Genomic DNA, 22566 nt, shown 5'->3' with positions numbered 1-22566 from the left:
TGCTGCTTTTCCGAAAGCAGCATTTCTTGTTTAGAGGATATCAGTCCAGCGTCTGGAAATGCAGGACAGCAGAAATGATTCAAATCCAACAAATCATCTCTTACTGACCTCCTTTTAACCTCTGGGTTCTCCGTTGTTAAAATCCTCAACAGTTAAATTTTCTTTGATCTCAAACGCATTCCTTCTATTTTGTCATTTGATTGATTTTCAAAAGAAATCAAGCCGATAACCCCAAAAACCTATGAAAAAACCTATTCTAGCCTTGGCCGCGATTGGCCTGTTGACTTTTTCCTGCGACACCACCAAGCCCCAACTTACCCAAGAACAGTACGATGCCCTCACCGATGAGCAAAAGCGCTCGGTGGAATTTGCGCTGGACGGAATTGAGGTGCTAGATGATAGACTTCAACTTACCCTTTTCGCCTCCGAACCCATGATGACCAACCCGACCAATATGGACATCGATGACCGCGGTCGGGTGTGGATCACCGAGGCCTACAACTACCGAAATCAACTCAATCCCAAAAATCCAGTCAAAGCTGAAGGGGATAGAATCTTGATTATGGAAGACACCGACGGAGATGGACAAGCGGACAAATCCACGGTCTTCTACCAGGGAACCGACATCAATGCCGCTTTGGGAATTGCGGTTTTTGGCAATAAAGTTTTCGTTTCCGTCAGCCCGAATGTCTTTGTCTTTACGGATGAAAACGGGGACGATGTACCCGATAAAAAAGAAGTGCTTTTCTCGGGAGTCGGCGGCGTACAGCACGATCACGGCATGCATGCCTTCACGTTTGGACCAGACGGAAAGCTCTATTTCAACTACGGCAACGAAGGCAAAGGCCTGCATCATGCCGATGGAACCCCGATTTTGGATCCTTTAGGTCGTCCGGTAACTTCCGAGACTTCTCCCTATCAGGAAGGCATGGTCTTCCGTTGCGATCCTGACGGCAGCAATCCGGAAGTCCTTGCCTGGAACTTCCGAAACAATTACGAACTCGCCGTGGACAGCTATGGCCGCATGTGGCAGAGTGACAACGATGACGACGGCAACCGTTCCACGCGAATCAACTTCGTGATGGACTACGGCAACTACGGTTTCAAGGACGAAATGACCAAGGCCGACTGGAGAACCCGCCGTGTAAATATGGAGGACTCCGTGTGGCGTCAGCATTGGCACCTCAACGATCCAGGCGTAGTGCCCAACTTGGTTCAGAACTATGCGGGTTCGCCCACGGGCATCCTCGTCTACGAAGGCAAACTCCTCCCCGCCGAATACCAAAATCAGGTCATCCATGCCGATGCCGGTCCCAATGTGATCCGCATGTATCCCGTGCAGGCTTCCGGAGCGGGTTTTACGGGTGAAGTCAAGCCGATTTTGGATGGCAACAAGCGGGACAACTGGTTTCGCCCATCCGATGTGACCGTGGCGCCTGACGGCTCGATCTTCATCTCCGATTGGTACGATCCCGGAGTGGGTGGCCATGCTGTGGGGGATTTGGAAAAAGGCCGGGTCTATCGCCTCGCTCCGAAAAAGTCCAACTACAAAGTGGAAGCACCGGATTATTCTTCTGTCGAATCCCTGATCGAACTGGTGCAAAATCCCAATCGGGCGATCCATTTCAAGGCTTTTATGGCCCTTCGGGAAAAAGGAACTGAGGCCAAAGATGCCTTGGAAAAGCTCTATGACTCCGAGGACTCCCGCATGAAAGCCCGTGCCTTTTGGTTGCTGAGCAAGCTTCCCAATGGAGAAGAATACATCCGCCAAGCCGCTGCCGACGCAGATGAAAATATCAGGGTCGCAGCAGTTCGCGCTTCCAGAATCAACGGTATGAAAGACAATGCCTTCCTGCTCCAACTTGCTTCTGATCCCTCTGATCAGGTGCGTCGGGAAGTGGCTGTAGCCATCCGATATGAGGAAGCTCCAGACGTGTGGCTGAAACTGGCCGAAGGCTATCGCAGCGGAGATCGCTGGTACTTGGAAGCTTTGGGTATTGCGGCGGAATACCATTGGGATAGCTATTTACCAGCCTATCTGACAAAAATCGGTCAGGGCTGGAGTAATTCGCCTGAGGCCAAAGACCTGATTTGGAGATCGAGATCGGCAGGTACACCGGCGCTTTTGGAAGAACTGATCCTAGCGGAAAACAGTCCTGCAGATCATCGCTACTACCGGGCATTGGACTTCCAATCCGCCGATCTGAAAAACCAAACCCTAAAAAACCTCCTGGCAAAAGGCCAAAACGAAGATCAGGTCATCATCCTGAGACAAGCGGCTTTTGATACCAAAAAACCAGACGCACAGCTGCTCAACTTGGCAAAAGCCAAAGCGGGAGAAATCGCTGATGACCGGGATTTTCTAGAGATCGTGCGCAAATACCAGTTGAAAGACCAGAAAGAGCGCCTTCTTGGTTTGGTGTATCAGGACGAAGACCGTGGTTTGGCCAATCAATCGGCTGGACTTTTCGCTTCCCTCTACGGCATGGGTGAGATCGAACAGGCCATGAAAAATTCAGATGAAACCAAAGCCATCGCCGCCATCCGTAAGTTTGGCTCAGTGGATACCCCGGATATGGCTAAACTGCTGGCTAAATTCTGGAAAAATGACAAAGCCTCCACGGCTATCCGAACCGCAGCCATGGAAGAAGCCAAAGGCTATCAGTCTGAGGCCGTGCTTTGGGAACTGGCCAAGGAAGACCAGATTCCTGCCGACCTACTTCCTATCGCACAGAAGATCCTGATGAGCAGCTGGAACGGCAATATCCGAGTGCTCGCCCTGGAAAAATACGGGGATAGAATCGCCCAAGACTATGACTTGGTCAAAATGCTCTCTGCCAAAGGGGAAGTGGAAAAGGGAAAAACTCTGGCTTCCACCTACTGCGTGGCTTGTCATAAGATCGGAAATGAAGGCGTGGACTTCGGCCCTGCTCTTTCCCAAATCGGAGGCAAACTCAGCAGGGAAGGACTCATCAATGCCATCATCAACCCTTCCGAAGGCATGGGCTTCGGCTACGAAACTCAACTCGTCAAATTCAAAGACGGCAAGGAAATCCGCTGCATCGTCAACTCCAAGACCGAAAACGACCTGATCGTAAAGCTCGTCGGCAGCAGTGATCAAACCATCTACAAGCTCGCCGACATCGCCTCCATCACCCAACTTTCCGAATCCTTGATGCCCGCCTTCCCGCTGAGCGAACAGGAACTGGTGGATTTGGTAAGTTATTTGGAGGGGTTGAGGTGAGGGAAGCTCAATGACAAATAAGGGAACTCAAGAATGAAGGAAGAAATCTCCGCCCATAGTCAAACCTTATTCAAAGGAATTGAGCAGCTAACTGCATCTGCGAGAGGTCGTGTTGCAATCTTTGTCAATGCGGAAACGACTATGCTTTATTGGCAAATTGGGGATTATATCAATAGAGAATTGCTTAAAGGGGATAGAGGGATCTATGGAACAAAGATTCTTACGACACTGTCGCAAGATTGGATTTGGCAGAAATATCCAATTACAAATTGGAAAGTATAATCGGGTGGAATTGCAAATTCCACCCAGTCCAAACCATAATTTGACTACTCCGAGAAGGAAAAGTAGCTGAAAATTTGAAAAATGGATTTAGAAACGTTCTCAAAGTTGATTACCAACTCAACCGAAATTGTTATGGTCTCGATGGCTTTTTTTGCTGCATTATTCGCGGGAATTCAGGCATTTTTTCTTTTAAAAGCCTACGAATTAGCAAAGGATTATCTACCTCAACACAAAGCAAAGCTGAGATCTGAGATATCAGCTCAACTGTCTGAAAAAATAATTTTCAACCTTTATGAGTTGAATCGTTTAGGAGAATCTTTGTTTGATGGAATTCATTTAGTTTCAGTGAACAAGATTATAAAAAATGAAGACTATTCTGACATTCCCAAAAAATTTAAAAATATACATTCTAGACTGGAGTTAGTTTTAAAAAATCTGGAGGAAAGATCTGAAGCAATTGGGGAAGTAATGTCAAATATTCTAGTGCATACAGATTTTTTAAAGGACGAAACGGCTAGGAAATTGGCAGAAAAATTAAATTTTTCATTTGGGTCCTTTTCCAGTAAACTTCAAATTAATTTTTCAACAATCGATAGTGAAAGTGATTTCCAACTTGAACAAATGAATTCAATTGAAAAGCATATTTATATCAAGGAGAAGTATAAAGAATTTAAACGATTTATTCCAAGAAATTTTAATGATTTAGAGTTTGATCAAATTAAAGAATTTAGAAAAATTCATGAAGAGTTTAGAATTTACCTTCTTGCTAATCATAGACCCTAGCTACGCCATCCTCCGTGTATAATAGGAAAATGATTAGGACTAATTGTAGAATAAACCTTCACTTTTCTATCCAAAAATATTTGTAATTGATATATACAGCATGAAAGAAGACCAGTTAAAAATTGGTTTGGACTACTCCGAGGGGGATCTAAATGCAAAAAAGAGTTAAAACATCGAAATAATTAATAATAACTTTTAAATAATGGAAATAGAAAATCATAAAATCAATAGCAAGTCAACCATAGAATCGTATGTAAAATTAGAAACTGAAAGAGAAAATAGAAGATCTATTTATCTTGGGGTTAAAATCCCTAGCGAACAAGAAAAATTGAATTATATTGAAAAAAATATAAATTCACTGAAAATATATCCAACATATGACGATTTATATAAGGAGTATAAATTTTTCAAATACTATTTTTTTACTGATTCACTCATAGGAATATGTAGAACCTTGAATCTAAATGAAGATTTTAAATATGCATCGACATATCACTTTGAAAAATATAAACACTTCTTTATTGAGGGATATGAAAAATACATAAGAAATGATTACACTATTAATGATTCCCATAAGGAAAAATATATTAACGAATTTTCCAATATTGAATCGATTCTGACTGAAACAAATAAACTTCCTACCTACTCAATTTTTCAAGGGGGTACTCCTGAATTTATTGAAGAGATGAAAAATCCTCTAGACCCGGAAAAACATGATTTTAATGAAGCACTATTTAATAGATGGATTCTATTTTCTTGCTGGAATAGGTTAAATAAACGGGAAATTATAGAGATAATATGTTCCGGAAACTCAAGTTTATTCCTCCATTCAACAAAAAAAGTATTAGGCGAGGAAAAATGTAAAGAATATTTAAACGAAAAATACCAAAAAAAAGAAGACTTGTTAGAAAGCCTATTTGAGAATTTCATTTTTGACAATTGGTGGGAAATTGAAAAAATGAAGAATTACAAGGAGGGATTTTTTACTTACGAACCATATTCTTTCGATTATAATTTGGTATGTGAAAAGGAAATATTTAAATCTCTTAGAATTATAGAGAATGAAATGAGGTTGGATTTTGGCCAAAAATCAATAGGATCCTTTTACAATGAAAACATTCTTTTCAAAACTATTAAAAACAATTTCGGCAATAAGTTTAAAGTAATTTCACAAGCGTCACCTGATTGGCTAAAACCACAAAGATTTGATATCTATTTCCCAGAAATTAATCTAGCAATTGAGTATCAAGGAGAACAACATTTCCGACCTGTTGATTTTGGTGGTAAAGGATTAGACTTTTCACAAAAGCAATTTGAATTAAATAAAAATAGAGATGAATTAAAAAAAATAAAGTGTATTAGAAATAACTGCATTCTTCTCGAAATGACATTTAAAGACGATATAAATGAATTCATCAAAATTATTTCTTTAAAAATTAATACGATTGAGAAAAACAGAGTTTAATATTATTTCCAACCGCCTATCTAAGGCGTAATTTCTTCTTTTCAACATTAAATTCCCCGCCTGAGCGTAGTTTAACGCCGGCCCGAGCGGAGTTTGCCCTTCTGGGTATAGTTTGAAATCGGCCCCATTCTGAGCGTAGAATTAGCGGTTGACTGAGTGTAGTTTGCAACTACGCTCTTCTATTCAAACGAATTTGCAATTCGCTAAATCACCTTCTGGGTATAGTTTGAAATCGGCCTAGGCGTAGTTTGCAAAACGCCTTTTTATCAAAACGATCCCATAAAGCTGTCGGGGTGTGATTCAACACCAAACAAACTTACTAATACCAAAAGCAGGATTTCTCCATCACCAAAAAGACGTATATTCAAGTCATGGAAAAGGTGCTAAAGATTACTTCTCTAAAAGATACCTCCTCTGACTTTGCCTTTTGGTCTACCAAAAGTCCTATCGAACGCCTGGAAGCTGTAGAACTCCTTCGGCAGCAATATTTTAGCCTCAACAAAGATGTTCAGCCAAGACTTCAAAGAGTTTGTAGAGTTATTAAACAATCATAAAGCAGAATACATCATCTTCTGGCCGTAGAAATTCTGGTTGACTGAGCAGATAAGGAATCTTCTTCGCTTATCTATTTTTCCGGGTAACGTACAACTGTTTCTTCCCGAAAACTCTATTGCTGCTTGGTCATGGAAATCGGTTCCTTGAAAAACCTTTCCAAAGGCATACAGAAAGAAGGTACACTTTTAAAAAATGCTTGTTCACCACATATAAAAATAGTGGTCAAAATAGACAGTAAACGGATGGATTTAAGGAAGTTATTTCTAGATTAAAGTGTCAAATCAAAACACACCATTTCCAAAAACAACAGAATGAAGTCCACAGTAAAGCAGTTTCTCCGTATCAACTTGTTCTTTTTTACAGCATTTATCTTCAGCTATGCAGCTTCTGTGGGACAAACTTTCCAAAATACCATTTCCATATTTAACGGAAAATCTTTGGAAGGTTGGAAGGTACACCCTGTAGCAGCTAAAGACCTTTGGAAAGTTGAAAACGGTCTGATCGTAGGTGGGGATGGGACTAGTAAAATCCCTGAAAACACCTACCTATACACAGAGGAAGTGTATGGGGATTTTGAATTGAGATGTCTTTTCAGATTGACAGGTGATGAAAATACTGGCCTGATCAATAGTGGAATACAGTACCGTTCTGCCGTTGTAAACAACAACATGGTTGGCTATCAAGCAGACATCGGCAATGGCTATTGGGGAGATATTTATGACGAACACAGACGTGGTAAGCTGGTGGGAGGTGACTTGAGTACCCTAAAACACATCCTCTCCGAAAGTGGATGGAACAGCTATACGATCCGCTGCAAAGGAAACTTCCACGAGATTTTTATCAATGGGGTAAAGACCGCTGAGTATGAAGAAAAGGATCCCAATGTTCCAAAAAGCGGGTTGATCGGCCTGCAGTTACACAGTGGAGGAAATGCCAAAATTGAATTTCGGGATTTGACGATTACCCGTCTGAGCGGGAATTGAATTTTTCACTTAAAAAAACTAATCCAATACCCCTTTACACTATCATGAAGGCTAATAAAATCCTAATCCTGGCAGCTTCTGTTTCTATAATTTTATTGATCCTATTTTTCTTAACTAGTTCACCCTTTCAGGATCAAAGTTCAACCACAACCTCAGTAGAAGGAGCGCTTACTCCTGAAGAGCAACTGAAAAGCTTCAAATTACCTGAAGGATTTATCATAGAGCTGGTTGCCAGTGAACGGGATGGGATTATCAAGCCGATTGATTTGACTTTTGATGAATCCGGAAGATTGTGGACCCAAACTGCTTCCATGTATCCCCTCGATCCGATCGCGGATATCAAGTGGAACGATTTATTAAATCTGATGAATGATTCAGCCGCTCAAAAAAACCATCCTGAGTTTCAAAGAATTTCAAAACTGTATAAAGGAGAAACTAAAGGGGATGACAAAATCCTAGTCCTTTCCAATCTCTTTAATGACAACCCTCTGAAAGTAGATGTTTGGGCGGATGGACTTACCATTCCTCAAAGTATTCTGCCTTACAAAAACGGCGCATTCGTAGCTCAGGGCTCTGAACTTTTTTTACTGCAAGATTCCGATGGCGATGGGAAAGCTGAAACCAGAACTCCCCTATTCACCGGTTTTGGCTTCACCGACACCCATACCATGGCTCATACGCTGGTTCGGGCACCGGGGAATTGGATTCACTTCAGTCATGGCGCTTTGAACAAAGGAGAAGTCACCGCCTATCATGGCGACATGAAGCTTCGGATGGACTACAGCAAAATTGCGCGGTTTTCAATTTCCGAAGCAAAAATGGAAATAGTCAATTCAGGGTTAAACAACATTTGGGGTTACCAATTGCGCCACAATGGACAGTGGTATGGCACTGAAGCAAATGATATGGGGTATTCGGTAGTCCCAATGGAATCCGGAACAAGTTTTCCGGGAATAGGAAATGAAAAAATCCGACCCTATCAGCCCTGGTTGCCGGCCTTTCATGAATTCAGGGTGGGAGGTACAGGCCTTTCGGGTTTGGCCTTTTCGGATGACACCCCGGGATCTTTTCCTGAAGAATGGCGGGATGTTGCTTTTTTGGCCAATCCTATAACCGGAACCATAAACTCTGTAAAAATCAAACGGAATTCTGATGGCAGTTATAGTTCGGAACATCTTGAGGATCTGCTGGTATCAACTGATCCCTGGTTTCGCCCTGTCAATATGGAATTCGGACCAGACGGCTCACTGTATATCGCAGATTGGTATAACAAGATTGTCTCCCACAATGAGGTTCCCACCACCCATCCGGATAGAGACAAATCGCTTGGAAGAATTTGGAGAATCAGGCATGTAAGCCAAGAGAAAAGGGAGATTCCTGATTTCAGGAAGATGAAAACCGAAAACTTGGTAGAGCATCTCCATTCTCCCTCTCTCTGGGCAAAAAGGTCAGCTTGGCAACAACTATCCGATCGGCCAATCTCTGAAACCAAAAATCTCTCTCCCAAATTGATCGAGCTGGCGGGTAATACTTCGCAGGATGAAATCACGCGAATCCATGCACTTTGGAGTCTTGAAGGGATCAACCATTACGATGAGAACTTGATGAATGCCTTAATTCAAGACCCCATGGAAAATTTAAGGCGTGAAGCCATTCGCTCTCTCGTCACTTTTAAGTTAAGTCCCGCTGAGGCGGCAAGTAAACTGAAGGTAAGCAGTGAAGACTCAAATGCTCTGATCAGATCTCAGGTGCTTCGAACCCTATCGGAAATTGGAGGTGGGATTCCCGAAACCATTGAGATACTGCTTTTAGCCTGCAAACCTGAATTGCCTGGAAACCAAATGGGTGGATCCTATGAAAGAAGATTTGAGCGCTACCTTGCCAGAAAAGCATTGGAAAACTACCCTTCCGAATTGTATGCATTTTTAAATTCCCCAGCCGCTTCCAACATCCCCATCACCAATAAAATCTGGGCAATTCAAGCCTTAAACAAGGAAGAAAAAGAACAACAGTTTCTCACCCTTTGGCCCAAGGCCAAGATTTCTGAATTGGATGAGACCCATTTCATCATTGTCTCCCAAATGTTGGGGAACAAAGAAATTTATCAATTGGTCAAGCCCTATTTTTCCAACCTTGACCATGCATCCGACTATGTCAGTTTTGCCATCCAAAACCAAGCCCTGATTCAGTCTGATTTATTGACTGAATTACTGAAAACACCTATTGCCTACCTGTTGAAGCAGGATTCTGAGCCGAACAAAAACTTAGGATTAGAGGCTGTCAGCAGATTTCAAATCCGCTATCCGGGACAACAATTGAGCTCATTGGTTGATAAGAATGCTTCAGAGAAAACTACTAATCTGGTCATCAAAGCCTTGGAAGTTGACCTCAATGCCAATCAAACCTACTTTTTTCAACTCTACCAAAATGGAGATATAAGCTTTGGCAATCAGCTTTTGGCATTAAACCATTTTTCGAAAGTAAATCCATCAGAAGGCAAAAAAGAACTGATCCAATTGATCCCAACCTTGGATTCCTATGAAAAAACTGAATTGGTCAAATTATTCTCCGGCTCCAAACAAGGTTCGGAAATAGTAAAACAACTGTTCGATTCAAACTTGCTGGAAATTTCCGCATTTACTAAATCTTCAGCCGAACAGATAAAAAGTTACGATACCTCTGACCCTCTTGGCAACAAACTATTAGCTGCTGTTTACGAATTTGAAGAGTCCGAGAAAAAATTACTGAATGAAAAATTAATCAGTTACAAAAACAGTATAGCCAAGAATAAAGGAAATGCAGTGAATGGGAAAGTCCTTTTCCAAACTTGCTTAATGTGCCATAGAGTCGGCAATGAGGGTCAAAGTTTTGCTCCTGCTTTGGATGGTTCGGCCAACCGGGAACTAGAAGCTCTCCTTACCGCAATTCTGGACCCGGATGCTGCTGTGGAGTCAAATTATGCGGTCTTTAGGGTTACCAAAAAAGATCTCCAAAATATCGAGGGTTATCTTATCAAAAGAGAAGATTCGGGGACTACCCTGGGTTTTATGGGAGGAAGCAAAGTATTTATTGCTGCAGAGGACATTAAAAGTCAAGGCTTTATCGGCGGGCGTTCATTCATGAATTATGGTTTGATTGACAACCTCACCGAACAAGAGGTGGCCGATTTATTTGCCTATATCAGTACTTTAAAATGAAAATTTACTCCCCGCATTTTATCCGAATGAGCTTGTCGTTGATGGAATTAGGGGAAAGTAGTCCTCCAACTCATCAAATTAAAACCTAGTTTTCTCCCCAAAACCAATATCCCACTTATATCCAACCCAAAAAACTTAAACCCATTAACAACCTATCCAAGACAGGCTTTCCCGCCGTTTTTCCACCCAAAACAAATTGGGTTTTGACTACACAAAGCTGAGTCAGATTCAAGAAATTTTTAACAGACAAATTATCAGCAGATGAAGCAGAATTTTAATTTTTTCAAAAAAACTTTACAGCTCTTCTGTTTAATCCTGATTCAAAGCTGTGGGCCCGAGGATCCGACTGTGTTTTCCGGAGAAGTAGTAGACCTAAGGACTGGAAGTGAAATTCCCGGTGTCACTTTATTAGTAAGTGTTTACGAGAAGTCTCCTCTCCTAACAATTCCTGGTATTATCAGAGAGGATACCCTTGAGACGGATAGCCAGGGAAAATTTCGACTAGTGGTTCCTTTCGACGAACGATATTCCCGCTTCACCCTAAACGTTTTGAAAGAAGTAATCCCCGGCATCTATGAATTTGCCGACGGGAAGGATTGTTCCCCTTACGATTGCACTTCGTTGATCCCTGGAAAAGTGTATCAATTCAGGCTAAAGATCCCTTTGGACTCACTTTAAAAAGCGGTTTAAATAATAACTGGCCTTGGCCTGAAAATAACAGGAAGCAGCTACTTATTTTTATCCAAATGAATTTATAAATCCCTGAAAATAAAATCTTGTATTTGCTGTTTCCTGATGGTTTCCGGATATTATCGGCCATGCCTACGGCATTTTCCGGAATCGTTAATCATTTTTTCACCAGCCATTAAAATGGCTTGCTAGATCATCTGCCATGCCTAAAAGGCATTTATTCCAAATAGACATCCTTGTCGTAGAAATGCAAGTTAATCGGATACGTCTAGAGGTGTTTTTATAATACAGTCCCGTAGGGACGATCCATCTACTAGCCAGAGGTTTCAACCTCTGGATTTAAGGGTTACCACCAAATTTGACCAAAGTCCCATCGGGACGGACGATATAATTTCAATCCCAATTATTCAAATCATATTTTAAATCAAAAATCGGTCATGCCTAAAGGCATTTTTTCCAAATAAACATCCTTGTCGTAGAAATGCTAGGCAATCGGTTACGTCTAGAGGTGTTTTTATAATACAGTCCCGTAGGGACGATCCATCTACTAGCCAGAGGTTTCAACCTCTGGATTTAAGGGTTACCACCAAATTTGATCAAAGTCCCATCGGGACGGACGATATAATTTCAATCCCAATTATTCAAATCATATTTTAAATCAAAAATCGGTCATGCCTAAGGGCATTTTTTATGAACCCACCATTCCTTTTTTCCAGCCATTGAAATGGCTGGCTAAGCAATCTTTCATTCCTATGGCATTATTCTCCAGTATAATTAAATTTTAGTCCCATCGGGACGATTCATCCACTAGCCAGAGGTTTCAACCTCTGGATTTAAGGGTTACCACCAAATTTGACCAAAGTCCCATCGGGACGGACGATATAATTTCAATCCCCATTATTCAAATCATATTTTAAATCAAAAATCGGTCATGCCTAAAGGCATTTTTATGAACCCATCATTCCTTTTTTCCAGCCATTAAAATGGCTGGCTAAGCAATCTTTCATTCCTATGGCATTATTCTCCAGTATAATTAAATTTTAGTCCCATCGGGACGATTCATCCACTAGCCAGAGGTTTCAACCTCTGGATTTAAGGGTTACCACCAAATTTGACCAAAGTCCCATCGGGACGGACGATATTCAATCGACAAATATTTAATAAATCATAATTATTTCAATCAAAAATTGATCATGCCTATCTCTTGAATACAGGCACGCCTACGGCATATTTCCCTGTTAATTCCCCACCCTGCTCCCGTACAGCTGTCGGGACTGGCTGCTTGCTAGATTTGTCCTGTGGACAAATCCTTTACGCTCGCCCCTCCTATCGGGATGGATAATAGGATTTCCATTTCTTTCATTCAAACCTTAAACTATTTCACCACAACCTTTTTTTGCTTTCTCCAAAAATCACTTTCACCTTTTGCTTTTTAGAAAAACTAGTCATTTCCACTTCCCAAAATCAAAAATCCCCTGACTTTTCTCCACAAAACCAATATCTTACTCCAGTCAAACCCAAAAACCTATACCCATGACTAACCTTATCAAATCAGGCTTTATCGCCTTCTCTCTGGCCTTTTCCATTCATGCTTTTGCCCAAGACGGCACCATTTACCCACTTGAAAATCCCGCCGAACCCAATGCCATTCTTCTGGGAACGGGCGGAGTGGAAAACCAACCCGCACCCGAAACCTGGTTTCGCCAATGGGGTGATCCCATGGCTCGGAATATCTCCACAGCCACGTTGACTCCTTTCCTCCCCGAACCAGGAAAAGCCAATGGCGCGGCTGTGATTGTGGCACCGGGAGGTGGATTCAGTTGGCTATCCATGGGCAATGAAGGTTGGGAAGTAGCGGAGGCACTAGCCAAGCAGGGAATTGCTGCTTTTGTCCTGAAATACCGATTAAATCCTACGCCTCCTGCACTCGAGGACTTCTCAGCTTGGATGAACCGACCTCGCCCAGCCGCTCCAGCACCGCCTGCCTCCGGTTCTGCCGGATCGGCTCCTTCTGCTCCTCGACCTCCTCAACGGGACCTTTCCAACCAGTTGGAAGATGCCGAGGCAGCGTATGCGATGATTGTCAGCCGAGCCAATGAATGGGGAGTGGACATCAACCGGATAGGAATGATCGGTTTCTCCGCAGGCGCAGGACTGACCATGCATGCCACGCTAAATTCCAAAACCATGAAACTGGCCTTTATCGGCCCGATCTATGGTGGCATGGGCCCCGTGGAAGTACCAAAAGATGCTCCTCCCATGTTTAATGTAATTGCCACTGACGATTTCCTGTTTCAGGGGCAGTTTGGCGTGATCGAATCTTGGCACAAGGCAGGCCGGCCAGTCGAGTTTCACCTTTACCAAAACGGCGGCCACGGCTTCGGTCTCGGCAACCCCAACCGTACCAGCAACCGCTGGTTTGATGCGTTTATGCATTGGCTGGATGTGAATAAGTTTTTGGTGAAGGGGTAAAAAAATCAATGGATTAAAAAAGTCGGATGCAAACCATGCGTGCCTGTCCGCTAAAGGCAGGCACTCGCATTGAAAAAGCATACTTTATGAGAAAAATATTCACCATCGCTATACTAACATTCGCTTTTGGATTGGTCGCTTATGGCTTGATTCCGGGAAAAACAGTCATTACAGGTGACGTTGTCAAGTTTACCGGAATGTATGGAATAGAGCTTAACCTTAGTGACATAGAACAGGTGCAACTGATCAACAAAATTCCAAAGATCAAATCCCGCACCAACGGACTCAGTGCATTTGGGGTAAAAAAGGGACATTTCAACCTTGAGGGGTATGGAAAAAGCAGACTTTTGGTGGAGTCTTCTCAGCCCCCATTCCTGTTGATTACTACCAAAAGCCAAGAAACGGTAATCAGTAATTCGAAAAATCCGGAGGATACGAAAGCAGTTTTTGAGAAGATAAAAGAAGGATTGTAAGCGAATTTAGAGTTTCACTTTTTGAAATCAACGTCAATAAAACTCAAAGTAAATTGCGAATAAGGAAACTTCGGAAGTCCTATTCAATCTTTCAAAGCCACTTTGGATAATAAGATGCTTAGCTGTGATCGAAGACCGACACAAACTCGGAAATAGTGTTAGACACACGCTTTAGCGCCTCATTTACCTACCTTCTCAAACACCAAAAAGTGCTGGATTTTCATAAACTGACCGTTTTGAACGAGTTTGAATCCATTAGCCGTTAATTCTTTTTCTACCTGCTTCACGGTCATTTTGTGCAGCGGCTTGATGGCCACTTCCGGGTCTTCGCCCCGATATTCGATCAAAAGTAATTTGCCTCCTGGTTTAAGGGATTGGCGAATGGCAGCAAGCATTTCGACCGGAAACTCGAGTTCGTGGTACACATCTACCATGAGGGCAAGATCGACCGAATTGGCAGGAAGATTTGGTGAAGTCTCTGTCCCCATCACCGGAATCACATTGGAAAAGCCGAGTTCTTTGGATTTTGTATTTAGGTAATTGACGGCCTTTTCCTGGATTTCTACGGCATAGACTTTTCCAGTTGGTACTTTGGGTGCGATTTTGAACGTATAATGACCCGAACCCGCACCGATATCGGCCACCACGCTGGATTCAGAAACCGGAAGATTTTTGATGGCTAAGGACACGCTTTCTTCCTGTTCCCGACTGCGTCGCTCCAGCCAAGACATCCCTTCAAATCCCATCACAAAAGAAATCTCCCTTCCCATATAAACTTTGCCAATCCCGTCATAGCTGGGTGTTTTATAGGTATAAGGAGAGCTTGCCTTTTGTGCCAGCAGGGGTAGGATGGTCATCCCCATCAACCCCAAAAAAAATCCTGCTATTCTTCCTTTCATGTTTTTCACGTTTAAATCTTTAACCCAAATCCCAAATCAGGTGTTTGGCATCAAACCTCGACGACTTCCTCCTTCTCCCAACCACAGACCACCTGATCCACCATTTGGTCGACATAAATCCCACATTCATCTTGGTTTTAATCAAGTTTGGTCTATTTCATTTTTAAATGGAATTTTGACTTAGACTCTTTTACAGATCTATCAGTATATTAGATAGAGTTTTACCCAATAAAATTGCTTCAAATAAAATTCTTACAGAAATTCCTTTTTAAACCCTATCCATTCACTATGAAAAAACTAGCTATTCTCCCCATCGCCGCCCTGATCGGATTACTTTTCTTACAGGCCAATCCAAAACCTGAAGCGGACACTGTTCTTGCATTTCATCCGGAAGCGCCTGCTTTGCCCGCTGAAGTAAAGGCAATTGTCCAGCAAAAATGTTACGGTTGCCACAATGCCAATTCAAAAAATGAAAAAGGTAAAGCCAAACTGGATTGGGATGCCTTGGAAGCTGCTAAAAAATCGAAAGCGCTAGCCAGCATGGGCAAAATCAAAGAAACACTAGAAGAAGGATCCATGCCGCCTGCAAAATTTTTGGAGTCCAACCCAGATAAAAAACTGACGGCCGAAGAAGCGGCAACTCTCATGCAATGGAGTACCGGCAAAAAGAAATAAGCCATGAAACCGTGGCAATACCTCATCGGTGGATTGGCGGTGATAGGCATCGCCATCCAACTCATTCCGAATGAACTCCCTGTGGTGGAAACCAATAACCCCGATGACCTGATTGGCTCGGGAGTGGTTGAAGGTGAAGTAGCAGGCATCTTAAAAAGCGCATGCTATGATTGCCATAGCAATGAGACCAAGTATCCTTGGTATTCTTATGTGGCTCCAGTCTCTTGGTTGGTCGCTAAAGATATCCGTGAAGGACGAGAGGAACTCAATTTTTCCACCTGGCAGCAGTATGACATGATGGAGAAACTGGAGAAACTGGATGATATCGCTATCGAGGTGGGAGAAGGTGAAATGCCGATGAAAATCTATACCTATATTCACTCTGAAGCTAAACTCACTGATGCGCAGCGACAGCTGATCATCACCTGGACAGAGGCTACCATGGATGTAGTCGCAGAGGAGGAGGAGACCGAAGAAAGTGTAGAATAATTCATCCTCGTACAAGATTGAATGCACAGAAAGGGTTAATCAGCAATGGTTAACCTTTTCCTTTTTGCCCTGTCAAATTTCCAATTCTGAAAAATGCATGAAGAAACTCCTTCGAAATTTCCTGATACTGATCTTTCCAATAGCATTGATGATCCTTGTTAATGAATATTCCAGATTTCAACTTGAAACGACTGATTACCAAAGCCGAGGGCAATCCACCATCAATCCTGCAATCCGAAACCCAGAAAAATGTACTTGGGCCTGTCACAACGACACGGGCTATTGCAAAACCCATCATGTGAAATTAAATCAGGCTTACTTTTTCTTTACCGATCCTCTTTATTTTGGGATGATCGCTGCGCTGAAAGGATTTGGAAATTATGGATTGGCCAACATCCTTTTGCTGGTGCTTTTCTTCCCAGTATTGATCTACACGATGCTGATCAAATCCCTCAACATTCAGGATCGAATTTCTTAACTCCGAAAGTCATGAACCTACTACTCGAACTTGCCTATTGGGTGTATAACTATTGCACCGACTTTGTGATCAACCTCGCCAACATCCTGAATCTGTCGTATTACGAGGTCAATTTTTTCCTTTTCATCATCCTTTACCCCGCTTTGCTTTTGGGAACTGCCTTGCTGTTTTTGATTCAGAAATGGAGGCTGAAAAAATGGCAAATGAAAATTTTCAATGAACAATGATCAAACTCAATGTTGAATTTTCAAGCAACCTTTTCTCTGAGAATCCCAAGTTGGTCATTGTCCTTTCGTAATTGAGATCATTTGGTCATTGATTATTTAAACGGTGGCCTTTTTTCAAGAAAATCAGGTAGACTAGAAGAAAGATTTCCAAAAGATCAAGATTGGGTTAAGAATATCGATACAGCTCATAATTCTTCCATTTGAAATCTATTTTGCAAAAAAATCCCAACTCCTAATGAAGAAAAGATACTTATTCCTTCTCGCCCTTTCTCTTAGCACCAGTCCAACATGGGCCCAGAAAAAAGTCAAGAACCCCAAAAACATCATTCTGATGATCGGTGATGGCATGGGGGTATCCCAGATTTATGCAGGGATGACGGGGAATTTTGGACAGCTCAATCTCGAGCGGATGCCGGTCGTGGGCTTTCATAAAAATCAGGCCAGCAACGCCTTTGTAACCGATTCAGCTGCTGGGGCCACGGCTTTTTCCTGCGGAGTAAAAACCTACAATGGCGCCATCGGGGTAGATGCATCCGGCAATCCTGTTCCGACCATTTTGGAAATAGCCGAGCAAAACGGGCTTGCCACCGGACTTATTGCTACCTGCTCGATCACACACGCTACCCCGGCAAGCTTCATCTCTCATCAGCCATCCCGCTCCCTAGATGAAGACATTGCCAAGGACTTTTTGGCTACGGATATCGATTTATTTATTGGAGGCGGAAGAAAGTTTTTTGCCAATCGCAAAGATGGACTCAACCTGGTCGATTCACTAAAATCCAGAAACTACCAAATCGCCAACTCCATTGAGGAAGTACAGCAGGTGAAAAGCGGAAAATTGGCAGCATTTCTTGCTGATGAACAGCAGCCAAGATTTTCAGCAGGTCGTGGAGATGAATTGGTCAAATCCACCGAGGTAGGACTCGAATTGCTCAAAACCAACAAAAAGGGCATGTTTCTGATGATCGAAGGCTCCCAGATTGACTGGGGAGGTCATGGCAACGACACGCAATACATTGTTGAGGAAATGATCGACTTTGACAAGGCAATCGGCAAGGTCCTTGACTTCGCAGAAAAGGACGGAAACACCCTGGTGATCATCACGGCTGACCACGAGACAGGAGGATTTTCTGTCAACAAAGGGGACACCAAAACAGGCATGGTCGAAGGGAAATTCACCACCGGAAGCCATACAGGGGTGATGATCCCGGTCTTTGCCTACGGTCCGGGTTCGGATAAATTTGCCGGCATTTATGAAAACAATACCATTTTCCATAAAATGATGGCGGCATTTCGCTTTAAAAACTAAGACTTGACCAATGGACCGCTCTGAAAACCGGTTCAAGGAGGTCCAGCAGCCAAAGGAATTCATCCAGAAAACTGAACCATGAGAAACCATCAATTGAGGCAGGAAGTAGTTACCACTCGGGGGATAATCCACTGGATTTCTTGAGATTCAAAAACTACTTTCTCCTTTGGATTTACAATGGGTCTTTCTTAAAACCACTTATCAAGCAATCCAAAAAGCCTAAGAAGGATAATCCAATGGAAAATAGTGATGTACCCTGTAGATGAAAATGCCTCCCTCCTAATTCTGAGCTTTCTCTATCTGTCACCTCATAAGTGGAAAAAGGAAAAGTCTGGAAATCTTAAAATTCCAAAAAATTGATAAAATCATTCCATTCCTAATCTTGGAAAACGGGCAAATACGATAGAGCTCGTTGTTTCGCTTTAAGGTCAAAAAAATAAGAAAGCCTCCCTAGATTGAGAGGCTTTCTTGTTTAAGCACCGAGGAGGATTTCCAGGTCCAGTTGGTCTTCTACTTTGACCAATCCCCCAAACTTGCTGGGTGGAGTTAGGTTGAGCAAATCAAAATTTAAAATCAATTTTCCGCTCAATCCTTTGGGGCTTCTTTCGAGCATCAGATCCGGGAACTCCAGTTTTTTTCCTACTAGATCCAAGCTCAGGTGACAGAAAATCTTCCCTGACTTTTCTCTGAAATTGGCCACTTTGACGTGTGCGTAAGGGAAATCATCTGCTTTCAACGTGGATCTGAAATCACTGTTCAGAAGGAAATTCCCGCAGGAAAAGCTTTTTACCGGAATCTTAAATTCGAGCCCCTTTTTGACCTCGGTGGAGTTTATTCGCAACGTATCCGCCATTCCCGCCTTTGAAAAATCACAGTTGAATTTGCCTATGGAGGTATATCCACTTACCTGGATTTTCTGTTGGGTGATGACCAGTTCTTTTCTCTCCTGGATTCCAGAAGAGAAAAGAAACAGGGCAATAAGCGCTAGGATACGCATGATTTGATTTGTTTTAGAATCCTATGACTCCTTCAATCATTACACCATTGAATTTACCACCATTTCGGATATCGGTTTTGGCAAAGTCATTGTAGTTTTGATTGACATATTCAATTTTGGCAAGGATGTTTTTGGAGATAAACCAACCTCCGCCAAACTGGGTACGGTCTATGGAAACATCCAATCCGCTGCCTGCCAATTTACCTTTCACTTGGTTGTAACGTCCTGCCAGATAGAATCTTTCGTTCATTCCAAATCGGTAAACCAGATCAGCACCTACTTGGTTCCAAGTTCGGTCAGCTGTTTCGTTTGCAGCCTTACCTTTTGAAGTTTCAAAGTTTCCGAAGAATTCAAGTCCTTTGTATTTGATAAAGGGGTTGATCACAGTGGCAGTGATGTTGTCAGTCTGACCTGGGTTGATTCGGCCGGAAGTAAATTGAGCAGTTGGGGTTGCCAAAGTGTTTTCCATGACTAGGTAATATCTGGAACCAGCACGGTCACCTCCGTAAAGGGTGTTTCTAGCAGAACCTGAAGTGGTATAGATAGAACCTGTCAAACGAACGCGAAAGTCATCGGTAAGCTGCTTGTCATAGCCTACTTTTCCAAGCCAAGAAAGTTCTCGATCATCAGGTCTGGTAACACCTCCCTGGATTTCACCCCCGGTGATACCACCCATAATGATCCAACCGTTGCTCTGGAAAGTCAAATCACCGCCCACTTCTGTGGTAAAGGCATCCATAATGTAGTTTCCTACAAACGGATTGTACATGGCGTTACCGTTGTCAGTTCTTCTGAAGTGTGCGTCACCGTAATTGATCTCCATATGCCCCACTCTCAAAGTCAGGTATTTAGAGAACCACTCAGGATTTCCTAAGAAAGGAAGCTTGTCAAATTGTAGGTAACCGCCTTTTACCCAAGTTTCCGGATGGTGTCTAGAGGATAGATAAGCAATCATATTTAATCGTACACCATCCATCAACTCCACGTCGATATTAAGGTTAGCAGTAGCTAAGTTACTACCGGTACCGATTTCAATCAGCTCATTTAGATTAACGCCCGCAGGGTTTCTCACTGGATCAGCAGTATTTTCATGGCTAAGGCTCTGAAGCTGCTGGGTGAAATGTCCACCTACCCTTACCTTAACCCCTTCGAAAGCCACGGTGTCAAGCTTTCCGGTTTCAAAGATATTGACCCCTCTTTGATCATAGGGTCTCCAATATTGGACGTCACGTTGTAATCCCTGTGCCAAGCCTGTGGCTGAGATACCTGCCGCTATCAGTGCAGTGATTAGATACTTTTTCATACTAATTTGGATTAAATGGTGGGTTGAAATGTAGATTTAAATGAAAGTTTTACTCCGTCTTCAGTTTTGACTGTACCCATCAGAGCGGTGGGAGGTGTCACATTGAAAGTGGTTAATTTGGTTTCCAGGCTACCCTCGAAGGTGTATTTTCCTCCTGCAGCACTCATTTTTACCGGAAAACTTACCGGCTTAGTCACTCCAGCTATCGTTAGGTCGCCTTTGGCCACAAAGGATGTTCCGCTCCCCGTCAATTCTTTCAATACAAAGCGGATATCCTTGTTTTTACCCGTGTTGAGCGCCTTGTAGGCATTCGTGTCCAGACCTTTGGTGCCGCTTTTTAGTGTTTCGGCCGGAAAGCTGATTTGAAGGCTCTGAACGGTCTTAAGCTGACCACCTTCAAGGACAAACATCCCCTCACCGGCGCCCGATTGAGATGTCATAGCCCAGTCATGAAGTGTTGACCCTCCTTCCACCTTGAACATAGGAGAGGAAGACAATACATACTTGGTCTGAGAGAAACCGGTAAATGACCCTACAAAGAGTAGGCAAACCAGTAGGATTAAAGGGTTGGGTTTAGGAGTTCTCATTTTCTTTTTGATTGGTTTGATGATGCTAAACTCTGAACGGAAAGCCGCTTTTTAGCTGACAAAAGTCAGTTAATCGCATGATTGATTACAGTACCAAAAATGATTCATAGGAATTTTCTACTGTTTATGGCTAAAATCCCCTTTAGCAAAGAATAATAGATCGAAAAAAGACTTACAATCCATATAAAATTCCATTGTTTATAGCAATACAAAAACAAACACATCCTAATAGTGTGTCCGATCACGAAAGATAGATAAAACAGGTCCTAAAGGGCATTTTTTTTGGAAAGAAAAAATTCATTTGACTCCAGGAGTCTGGACAAAACCTTCTTTCAGTTTCAAATTTCGATCAAAAAGCAAAGGGTAATTGGTTCTGCCTCGTACAGGCCAGTTATTCAACCAGCTTCTCCCGTCATGAAGACCCCAGAAAGTCACGCGGGAAATTTTATCTGCGTGTTTTTGAAAAAGTGCAAAAAGAGAAGCATATCGCTCGACCAGCTTCTCCTCAATTTCTTTTGGCAACCCGGTTTGATAAGGATTCCACTCTTCAGACGCTGCGTAATTGATAGTCAAATCAGCCCCCTCGGAATCTGAAGGACGCGGGAGTACATCTATGTCCAATTCGGTCACATGCACCTGAAATCCCGCTTCATGTATATCCAAAATGGCCTGCTCGATCTGCTCCAGACTAGGAGTATTCAATCGGTAATGTCCTTGCATTCCTATTCCGTCGATTCGTACGCCTTGATTTCTCAATTGAGTGGCCATAGCCAAAATCGCTTTTCTCTTTTCAGGTTTCCAGACATTGTAATCGTTGTAATAAAGTGCTGCCTCAGGATCTATTTCATGGGCCTTCTCAAAAGCTATTTTGATGTAATCTTCTCCAATCAACGAATACCAGTGGGTTTTTCTCCAAGTACCATCATCTTCAAAAGCTTCATTGACTACATCCCATCCGTGTATTCTCCCTTTATATCTTCCTACCACCTCTGAGATATGTTCCTCCATCCGAAAAACCAAGTCTTGCCTACTTAAAAATTTTCCTTCCCCATCCTGAAATACCCAAGCGGGAGTCTGCTGATGCCATACTAGAGTGTGTCCTACAATAAATGCCCCCATTCGCTCTCCAATAGCCACAAAAGCATCCCCAAACTCAAAATTGTATTCATTTGACTTGGGATGGACCGGCCCCCATTTCAGTCCGTTTTCTGAAGTAATCGAATTAAAGTGAAGTGTTAAAAGAGAATCTGCACCGGGTTCTCTTCCGGTAACCTGTGCAAGATTTACCGCTGATCCCAGGTAAAAATCAGACTCAAATCGATCCTTAAGCCCTTCTTTTTTGAGGGTTTGGCAGGAAACTAGCAACCCAAGGCAGAAAGAAAACCAATATCTCTTTTTCATAAATGAAATTAAAAAACCTGTCTCAATCGAGACAGGCTATACAAATGATCTTTAGAC

At 42.6% G+C, this 22566-nt stretch carries 19 protein-coding genes; 14 read left to right on the top strand and 5 right to left on the bottom strand.

What is annotated here, in order from left to right; translation table 11 throughout:
* The first annotated feature begins 241 nt into the window (after positions 1-241).
* The 9 genes from DDT91_RS18590 (at position 242) to DDT91_RS18550 (ending at position 14144) form a co-directional block, all read left to right on the top strand.
* On the top strand, positions 242-3244 hold the full coding sequence (locus tag DDT91_RS18590) for a PVC-type heme-binding CxxCH protein (protein ID WP_187177697.1): 3003 nt from the start codon (positions 242-244) through the stop codon (positions 3242-3244).
* A gap of 33 nt (positions 3245-3277) precedes the next feature.
* Positions 3278-3526 carry a DUF1016 N-terminal domain-containing protein gene (locus tag DDT91_RS18585; RefSeq protein WP_187177696.1) on the top strand — a complete coding sequence of 83 codons (249 nt, stop codon included), beginning with the start codon at positions 3278-3280 and terminating at the stop codon, positions 3524-3526.
* Between the two features lie 81 nt (positions 3527-3607).
* A complete protein-coding gene (locus DDT91_RS18580; RefSeq protein ID WP_187177695.1) occupies positions 3608-4309 on the top strand; it encodes a hypothetical protein in 702 nt (233 codons plus the stop codon).
* A 202-nt stretch (positions 4310-4511) separates the two neighbouring features.
* Positions 4512-5774, top strand: coding sequence for a hypothetical protein (locus DDT91_RS18575; protein WP_187177694.1), 1263 nt, complete (start codon positions 4512-4514; stop codon positions 5772-5774).
* A gap of 866 nt (positions 5775-6640) precedes the next feature.
* Positions 6641-7312: a DUF1080 domain-containing protein gene (locus DDT91_RS18570; RefSeq protein WP_187177693.1), complete on the top strand. Its 672-nt coding sequence runs from the start codon at positions 6641-6643 to the stop codon at positions 7310-7312.
* 44 nt (positions 7313-7356) lie between these two features.
* A complete protein-coding gene (locus tag DDT91_RS18565) occupies positions 7357-10509 on the top strand; it encodes a HEAT repeat domain-containing protein (protein ID WP_187177692.1) in 3153 nt (1050 codons plus the stop codon).
* A 261-nt stretch (positions 10510-10770) separates the two neighbouring features.
* Positions 10771-11187 carry a hypothetical protein gene (locus DDT91_RS18560; protein WP_187177691.1) on the top strand — a complete coding sequence of 139 codons (417 nt, stop codon included), beginning with the start codon at positions 10771-10773 and terminating at the stop codon, positions 11185-11187.
* 1545 nt (positions 11188-12732) lie between these two features.
* A complete protein-coding gene (locus tag DDT91_RS18555; RefSeq protein WP_187177690.1) occupies positions 12733-13671 on the top strand; it encodes an alpha/beta hydrolase in 939 nt (312 codons plus the stop codon).
* 86 nt (positions 13672-13757) lie between these two features.
* Complete coding sequence (locus DDT91_RS18550) at positions 13758-14144, top strand: PH domain-containing protein (protein WP_187177689.1); 387 nt, start codon at positions 13758-13760, stop codon at positions 14142-14144.
* Between the two features lie 179 nt (positions 14145-14323).
* Here DDT91_RS18550 and DDT91_RS18545 read toward each other — a convergent pair whose 3' ends face one another.
* A complete protein-coding gene (locus tag DDT91_RS18545) occupies positions 14324-15043 on the bottom strand; it encodes a class I SAM-dependent methyltransferase (RefSeq protein WP_255502186.1) in 720 nt (239 codons plus the stop codon).
* Between the two features lie 288 nt (positions 15044-15331).
* On the opposite strand from DDT91_RS18545, the gene DDT91_RS18540 reads away from it, so the two are divergent.
* The 5 genes from DDT91_RS18540 (at position 15332) to DDT91_RS18520 (ending at position 18221) form a co-directional block, all read left to right on the top strand.
* A complete protein-coding gene (locus tag DDT91_RS18540; protein WP_187177688.1) occupies positions 15332-15718 on the top strand; it encodes a heme-binding domain-containing protein in 387 nt (128 codons plus the stop codon).
* A gap of 3 nt (positions 15719-15721) precedes the next feature.
* Positions 15722-16207: a heme-binding domain-containing protein gene (locus DDT91_RS18535; protein WP_187177687.1), complete on the top strand. Its 486-nt coding sequence runs from the start codon at positions 15722-15724 to the stop codon at positions 16205-16207.
* 97 nt (positions 16208-16304) lie between these two features.
* A complete protein-coding gene (locus DDT91_RS18530; protein WP_187177686.1) occupies positions 16305-16685 on the top strand; it encodes a hypothetical protein in 381 nt (126 codons plus the stop codon).
* Positions 16686-16696: 11 nt separating this feature from the next.
* A complete protein-coding gene (locus tag DDT91_RS18525; RefSeq protein WP_187177685.1) occupies positions 16697-16912 on the top strand; it encodes a hypothetical protein in 216 nt (71 codons plus the stop codon).
* Positions 16913-17147: 235 nt separating this feature from the next.
* Positions 17148-18221 (top strand): alkaline phosphatase, encoded by a 1074-nt coding sequence (locus DDT91_RS18520; protein WP_187177684.1) that lies wholly within the window; start codon positions 17148-17150, stop codon positions 18219-18221.
* Positions 18222-18693: 472 nt separating this feature from the next.
* On the opposite strand, the gene DDT91_RS18515 is transcribed toward DDT91_RS18520, so the two are convergent.
* The 4 genes from DDT91_RS18515 to DDT91_RS18500 form a co-directional block, all read right to left on the bottom strand.
* A complete protein-coding gene (locus DDT91_RS18515) occupies positions 18694-19218 on the bottom strand; it encodes a hypothetical protein (RefSeq protein ID WP_187177683.1) in 525 nt (174 codons plus the stop codon).
* A gap of 13 nt (positions 19219-19231) precedes the next feature.
* Positions 19232-20521 carry a hypothetical protein gene (locus DDT91_RS18510; RefSeq protein WP_187177682.1) on the bottom strand — a complete coding sequence of 430 codons (1290 nt, stop codon included), beginning with the start codon at positions 20519-20521 and terminating at the stop codon, positions 19232-19234.
* Positions 20522-20532: 11 nt separating this feature from the next.
* Positions 20533-21108 (bottom strand): YceI family protein, encoded by a 576-nt coding sequence (locus DDT91_RS18505; RefSeq protein WP_187177681.1) that lies wholly within the window; start codon positions 21106-21108, stop codon positions 20533-20535.
* Between the two features lie 297 nt (positions 21109-21405).
* Positions 21406-22509, bottom strand: a complete 1104-nt coding sequence (locus tag DDT91_RS18500; RefSeq protein ID WP_187177680.1) for an endo-1,4-beta-xylanase — start codon at positions 22507-22509, stop codon at positions 21406-21408.
* Between the last annotated feature and the right edge of the window lie 57 nt (positions 22510-22566).

This window comes from Algoriphagus sp. AK58 (assembly GCF_014324365.1).
Classification (GTDB): domain Bacteria; phylum Bacteroidota; class Bacteroidia; order Cytophagales; family Cyclobacteriaceae; genus Algoriphagus.
This window is presented reverse-complemented; position numbering and strand designations above follow the sequence as displayed.

Coding starts and splice junctions, on each gene's coding strand:
- DDT91_RS18590 (WP_187177697.1), top strand. CDS start 242: ATGAAAAAACCTATTCTAGCCTTGGCCGCGATTGGCCTGTTGACTTTT.
- DDT91_RS18585 (WP_187177696.1), top strand. CDS start 3,278: ATGAAGGAAGAAATCTCCGCCCATAGTCAAACCTTATTCAAAGGAATT.
- DDT91_RS18580 (WP_187177695.1), top strand. CDS start 3,608: ATGGATTTAGAAACGTTCTCAAAGTTGATTACCAACTCAACCGAAATT.
- DDT91_RS18575 (WP_187177694.1), top strand. CDS start 4,512: ATGGAAATAGAAAATCATAAAATCAATAGCAAGTCAACCATAGAATCG.
- DDT91_RS18570 (WP_187177693.1), top strand. CDS start 6,641: ATGAAGTCCACAGTAAAGCAGTTTCTCCGTATCAACTTGTTCTTTTTT.
- DDT91_RS18565 (WP_187177692.1), top strand. CDS start 7,357: ATGAAGGCTAATAAAATCCTAATCCTGGCAGCTTCTGTTTCTATAATT.
- DDT91_RS18560 (WP_187177691.1), top strand. CDS start 10,771: ATGAAGCAGAATTTTAATTTTTTCAAAAAAACTTTACAGCTCTTCTGT.
- DDT91_RS18555 (WP_187177690.1), top strand. CDS start 12,733: ATGACTAACCTTATCAAATCAGGCTTTATCGCCTTCTCTCTGGCCTTT.
- DDT91_RS18550 (WP_187177689.1), top strand. CDS start 13,758: ATGAGAAAAATATTCACCATCGCTATACTAACATTCGCTTTTGGATTG.
- DDT91_RS18545 (WP_255502186.1), bottom strand. CDS start 15,043: ATGAAAGGAAGAATAGCAGGATTTTTTTTGGGGTTGATGGGGATGACC.
- DDT91_RS18540 (WP_187177688.1), top strand. CDS start 15,332: ATGAAAAAACTAGCTATTCTCCCCATCGCCGCCCTGATCGGATTACTT.
- DDT91_RS18535 (WP_187177687.1), top strand. CDS start 15,722: ATGAAACCGTGGCAATACCTCATCGGTGGATTGGCGGTGATAGGCATC.
- DDT91_RS18530 (WP_187177686.1), top strand. CDS start 16,305: ATGAAGAAACTCCTTCGAAATTTCCTGATACTGATCTTTCCAATAGCA.
- DDT91_RS18525 (WP_187177685.1), top strand. CDS start 16,697: ATGAACCTACTACTCGAACTTGCCTATTGGGTGTATAACTATTGCACC.
- DDT91_RS18520 (WP_187177684.1), top strand. CDS start 17,148: ATGAAGAAAAGATACTTATTCCTTCTCGCCCTTTCTCTTAGCACCAGT.
- DDT91_RS18515 (WP_187177683.1), bottom strand. CDS start 19,218: ATGCGTATCCTAGCGCTTATTGCCCTGTTTCTTTTCTCTTCTGGAATC.
- DDT91_RS18510 (WP_187177682.1), bottom strand. CDS start 20,521: ATGAAAAAGTATCTAATCACTGCACTGATAGCGGCAGGTATCTCAGCC.
- DDT91_RS18505 (WP_187177681.1), bottom strand. CDS start 21,108: ATGAGAACTCCTAAACCCAACCCTTTAATCCTACTGGTTTGCCTACTC.
- DDT91_RS18500 (WP_187177680.1), bottom strand. CDS start 22,509: ATGAAAAAGAGATATTGGTTTTCTTTCTGCCTTGGGTTGCTAGTTTCC.